The following is a 5,087-nucleotide window of genomic DNA, read 5'->3' as shown; positions in this document are numbered from 1 at the left end:
AACCACTACGTTAAAGGAGATGGAGGAGACTCTGATCGTGCAAGGAGATATGAATTTGAGATTTCCAATTACTTCAGTAATGATTTTATCCCAGAAATGGAATTTGGGAATAGGTTCTTTGATAATTCTTGGCCTGAAGAAGAATGGAATCAATTTTTTTCTTTTATGTTCAGTTGTGTTCAGGAGTATTTCAGATATGGTTTAATTGAGGTGCCAACGCTTAATCTTCCAGCAAACAAAGTTGCGGACATTACCTGTCCTGAATTTCTTGAATTCGGAGAAGCGTATTTTACAACAGATACAAAGTTGGACAAGAGGCAGCTTCATTCTGAATTTATAGGGTTATATCCAAAATGGAAAGATTTAACAACTAACCAATTTACGCGTTGGTCAAATATTTATGCCCAGCAATGGGACTATACGTATGCAGATAAATCTTCCGGAGGAAATTTCTATTGTTGGTTCAATACAAAAAATGAAGACGGAAATGAGTAGAGCACTTAAAATTTATAGGGTTTTAAATAGATTGACTAATAAATTCTATATTGGCGCAACTGCAAATGAAATGGAAAACAGAAAAAATGACCATATCCAAAAAGCAGCTAAAAAAGTTGGCAGTAAATTCCAAGAAGCTATTGCCAGTTATCCACCCGAAGCTTTTGAGTGGTTGCAGATTGATACTGCAAGTTCCCCTAACGAATTAGCACAAAAGGAAAAAGAGTACGTCTTAAAGTATGATGCTAAGGACAATGGCTATAATGCTGATAGAGGAGGGGGCATTCAGAAGAATATTTACCAATACGATCTGTACACTGGGAATTTATTGGCTACTTTTCCTCAACTTGAATACGCTGCATTTAATGTAGGAGTAGATAAAAGGACAATAAGTAAAGCTTGTTTAGGTGAAATAAAAAATTGTAAAGGATTTTATTGGAGTTATAATTTGGCAGATACTTTTAAGGCTGAGAATGATCTTCGCAAAAAGAAAGTATTTCAATTTACTGAATTAGGAGTGTTTTCTAGAAGCTACAATTCTGTTGCAGAAGCTTCAGAAATAACAGGAGTGAATAGGTCTTCCATAGCAAAATGCTGTAGGGGTGAATATAAATATGCAGGAGAGTTCTTTTGGGAATACCAGAAGTAATAATGATCAATAAAACAGGGTAGCAGAAATGTTACCCTTTTTTTGTGAAATAATTTTAATGAATCCCCTCCGTTTATAATTCTTTCTATTCATTAGGTCAAACCGTAGTTGGATTTTATTTTCATTTCTCTATATTTACTTTCCTAACCTGCCCCCTACAGCATTCAAAATCATTGAATGAAAAATTTATTGTTAGTAATGGGGATACCTTTATATATCGGTAAGCCTAATAAAGCAACATTTAGTACTAGTTGTAATTTGGGATTTATTTTAGATTTCTCTATTTCAAAAAAAATTATACTCTATCTTTTCCTTTTTCTCACCACCACTATGGTGAAAGCACAAAGTTGTGAGGAACTAATTGAATTTGTGAAGTCAGAGAGTTATGGCTCTACCTACAGCAGTCCTTTAAGTGATGCAATTTCTGAAGTAACATTTTATACGGTAACAATTGATTTCGAAACGTATTATTGTGCAATTGTTTGTTTTAAAGAGAAATACTCCTATGGTTGTAACGAATACATTTATATAGTCAGTTCTACTACCGAAATGTATTACTCACTAAACTATTTTGATAGCGCTGGTAAAGCATTTTGGAAATATATTCAACCATATCACCAGAATTCAGAATGCAGCCCAGATTTATAATAAAGAGGTGAAACTTAATATTTGAAAAAGCATCATTCTCATAACACCCTGATAGCCAATTTGCTATTAAAGCGGTTTATGTAATACTATTAATGCTTTACTGAGGTAAAGTGTTTTGTCATTAATAACTAAGCAGACAAGAACGTATCCCTACTTTACGCTACTTGCATAATTTAAAACCTATGGACATAATGAATGAAAAAATGGACTTCGAAAGAATTGAAATAGATTTAAGGAAAGAAGAACAAGATTTACTGGATGAAATAGTGGAGCTACAGAAAAAAATGAAGGATGCAGATCCAGCAAAAATGAATGGCCAGTTGATGTCTGCAATTCAAGCAAAATCAATTGAAACCATTACTATGGCACTAGGGATTTCTGATGTTTTAGAAAACACGGCTCACACCAATGGACTTGATTATAAAAAAGAATATGGTGAATATCAAAAATGGGAGAACACTCCAATAGCTGATAGAAGTTCGAAATACAAGCCTAAATATACTACTGGAAATGAATTTGAAAGCCTATTGAAGAAGGAAATCCCTAAATTCGAAAGAGAAAAATATACGGAAAAAGGTGAGGGTCTATCCCAAAAGAATACCACATCACCCAAATGGCGAGAAAGTAAAATTAATGGAGGTGTTAACTGTGCTTATACTGGGAAATTTATTAAAAATGGCGAACCTGATAAAAAAAAGGCATATGAATGGGAACATGTTAAATCTGCTAAAGAAGTACATGATGATAAAGTTTTAAGCCATGTACTAAGTATAGAAGAAAAAAGAAATTTTTTAAATTCCGATGAAAACATAGTTGCCGTAAAAGGAGAGTTGAATAATGACAAAAGAGCAACTAAAATAGAGGATATTGATAAATTGTTAAATTCTCCTTCAAAAAAAGACCCTAATAAAACAGTGAAGGAATATCATGAAATAGATGAGGTTAAATTTAAAAATGCTATAAAAGCATCTGATAGAAAGGAAAATGAAATTTTAAGTAAAAAAACAATTTATAAGGGAGCGAAAGACACAACAAAAATAGCAGCCTCCAATGCCGTTAAAAGTGCAGCTAAGGCTGCCATTGGGAGATTACTGTCAATTACTGTAGTCGAAATAATTAACGAGTATAAAAGAGAAGATGATATTGAGCATTCTCAAAGAGCTAAAAATATTTCTCTAAGAATTAAAGAAAAGGCTAAAGATTTACTTACTGAATTTAAAGATCACTCTATAAGCAGTTTTCTTTCGACTTTAATAGAACAATTATTAAAAAGTATTTTCAAAATTGCTACAAACATTTTCAAGTTTGTGAAACTAGCATTTGTCTCTATTTTAAAAGCTATAAAAATCTTGTTCTCTAGTGAATATTCGTGGGAAGTTCGATTGAAAGAGGCTATGAAGATTCTAGGGGTTGCTGTAGCTTCCTTAATAGGTTTAGCTCTTGAAGAAATTATCGAAAAAGCATTAATTACTAGTTTACCATTTACAGCACCTTTCGCAGGTTTTATTTCACCTGTTTTATCAGGTTTAATTGTAGGTATCGGGTCAGTTTTAATTCTGCAGGGATTCCAGATGTATCAAAGTAAGATTGTATTTAATAAACTGAAAGGTGAAGAGACTTCAAAACTGCAAACACGTTCTGAAATTAATTTAGCACAAGCTGGAATTAGCGATGTAAAAGCAAACAAATCTGTAATGGTATCATTAACAATATTCCAAGGCACATTGCCAATAATAGAATCTTGTAAAAATCATATCGAGGAATCTCTTGGGCAAATAAGAAAAACAAAGAGTCTGATTTCTGAAAATATTTCAGCTGTTACAGTAATAAATGATGAAAATGATGAATTATTAAACTTGTTAGAAAGTAATTAAATTATGAAAGAGGTCAATATTTCAGATAATGTCACAAAAATTGTCGATGCTAAAAAGATTATAGATAAGGTAACTTTAGTAAATGATAGGTATGAAACATCTAAGGCAAGAACTAAATACTTATTAAGTCATATAAATAGTGCGAAAAACTCCATTGATAAGGTTTATCGTGGTGAAAAAGGTAATAGCTGGGGGAGTTTGGATAAAGATGCTTTACTTGATCTAATAAAAGATGTTAATAACGCATCGTCTAAATCAATTTCATCAATCAGTGAGCTAATCATTAATAATAATGAAAACTCAAAATTATTAGCTGAAATGATTACGGCTTTAGCTATGCTTTCAGGACTATCTTTTGAAAAAATCAGTGAAACTACTGCAGAATTAGAGGAGATAGCTAGCCAAATAAATGATAGCACAAGTGGCAATGAAGAGCAGGGAAAACAAATAAAAAGGATTGTTGTTTCGCAGATTGAGAAAATCAAGGAAGAAAAAAAACGTGCAGATAGAATTGAATACAATTTTAGTGTGATTAATGAAAATTTAAGAGGATTTGAAAAAGGTTTTAAATTCAAGAATGATGGAATAAATAATAAAATAGAGGAGATAGAAAGTGGCTTAGTTAAGACTATAAAAAGCCAAAAATATAAAATTAGTTTACTATATGTTTTTTCAATAACAAATTTACTTATAATATTAGGGTTCATTATTTATTTCTTTGTGAACCAATATTAATATAATACGCTCGACATAGCCTATAGAACTACAAAGGCCTGGACTGTTGGCTGGAGTCTTTTTTGGCTAGAAACCTAAATAGAAATTCGTTAGAAGACAAACTCCTTTTTATGAAGCAGCTTAGTGTTTAAAATTTAAATAGTTTATTGAAAATATTTGGCTAAATAGCTAATTATGAAAGCAAACGAACTACAAATAATCAACTTTTTACAATCGCCAAATGTGCAATTTGTAATTCCCGTATATCAGCGAAATTACGATTGGAAGAATGCGGAATGCAAAGAATTGCTAAATGATATCATATCGGTTGAAACAGAGGATAGAGGTACACATTTTATTGGGAGTATTGTTTTTGTTCATGAAGGCACTTATAGCACCAGCGAAGTAAAAGAATTGGTCATCATAGATGGGCAACAGAGATTGACCACAATCAATATTTTATATGTGGCATTATATCGCTTTGCAAAAGAAAGCAATAGGACACAGGATGCCGATAGATTGTACAATATGTTTCTTACCAATCAATATGTCCAAAACGAATCTAGCAAATTAAAACTGAAACAAACAGATACTAATTCATTGGCATTTAAATCCATAATGCTGGGAACACAAAATGAATTTGATACATTTTCAAACGTTACTGAAAACTACAATTATTTCAGAAGTTGTATTAACGATGATAATTT

General features: G+C 31.8%; 6 protein-coding genes. All 6 read left to right on the top strand.

Features of this window, described 5'->3' with window-relative positions; translation table 11 throughout:
- On the top strand, positions 1 to 495 hold a 495-nt coding region (locus tag Q0L29_RS15850; protein ID WP_296623220.1), incomplete at its 5' end, for a hypothetical protein.
- On the top strand, positions 488 to 1,144 hold the full coding sequence (locus Q0L29_RS15845) for an NUMOD1 domain-containing DNA-binding protein (protein ID WP_296623219.1): 657 nt from the start codon (positions 488 to 490) through the stop codon (positions 1,142 to 1,144). The genes Q0L29_RS15850 and Q0L29_RS15845, both read left to right, overlap by 8 nt.
- Before the next feature lie 177 nt (positions 1,145 to 1,321).
- Complete coding sequence (locus Q0L29_RS15840; RefSeq protein ID WP_296623217.1) at positions 1,322 to 1,792, top strand: hypothetical protein; 471 nt, start codon at positions 1,322 to 1,324, stop codon at positions 1,790 to 1,792.
- A 182-nt stretch (positions 1,793 to 1,974) separates the two neighbouring features.
- The gene (locus Q0L29_RS15835) at positions 1,975 to 3,666 is read left to right on the top strand and encodes a hypothetical protein (RefSeq protein ID WP_296623215.1); all 1,692 of its coding nucleotides are present in this window, start codon (positions 1,975 to 1,977) and stop codon (positions 3,664 to 3,666) included.
- Positions 3,667 to 3,669: 3 nt separating this feature from the next.
- Positions 3,670 to 4,401 carry a hypothetical protein gene (locus Q0L29_RS15830; protein ID WP_296623213.1) on the top strand — a complete coding sequence of 244 codons (732 nt, stop codon included), beginning with the start codon at positions 3,670 to 3,672 and terminating at the stop codon, positions 4,399 to 4,401.
- Between the two features lie 174 nt (positions 4,402 to 4,575).
- The coding region (locus Q0L29_RS15825; RefSeq protein ID WP_296623211.1) for a DUF262 domain-containing protein at positions 4,576 to 5,087 on the top strand (512 nt) is incomplete at its 3' end.

This window comes from Marivirga sp. (assembly GCF_024636815.1).
In the GTDB taxonomy this organism is placed as follows: Bacteria; Bacteroidota; Bacteroidia; order Cytophagales; family Cyclobacteriaceae; genus Marivirga.
Note: the sequence above shows the minus strand (reverse complement) of the source record. Positions and strands in the feature narration are given on the sequence as shown.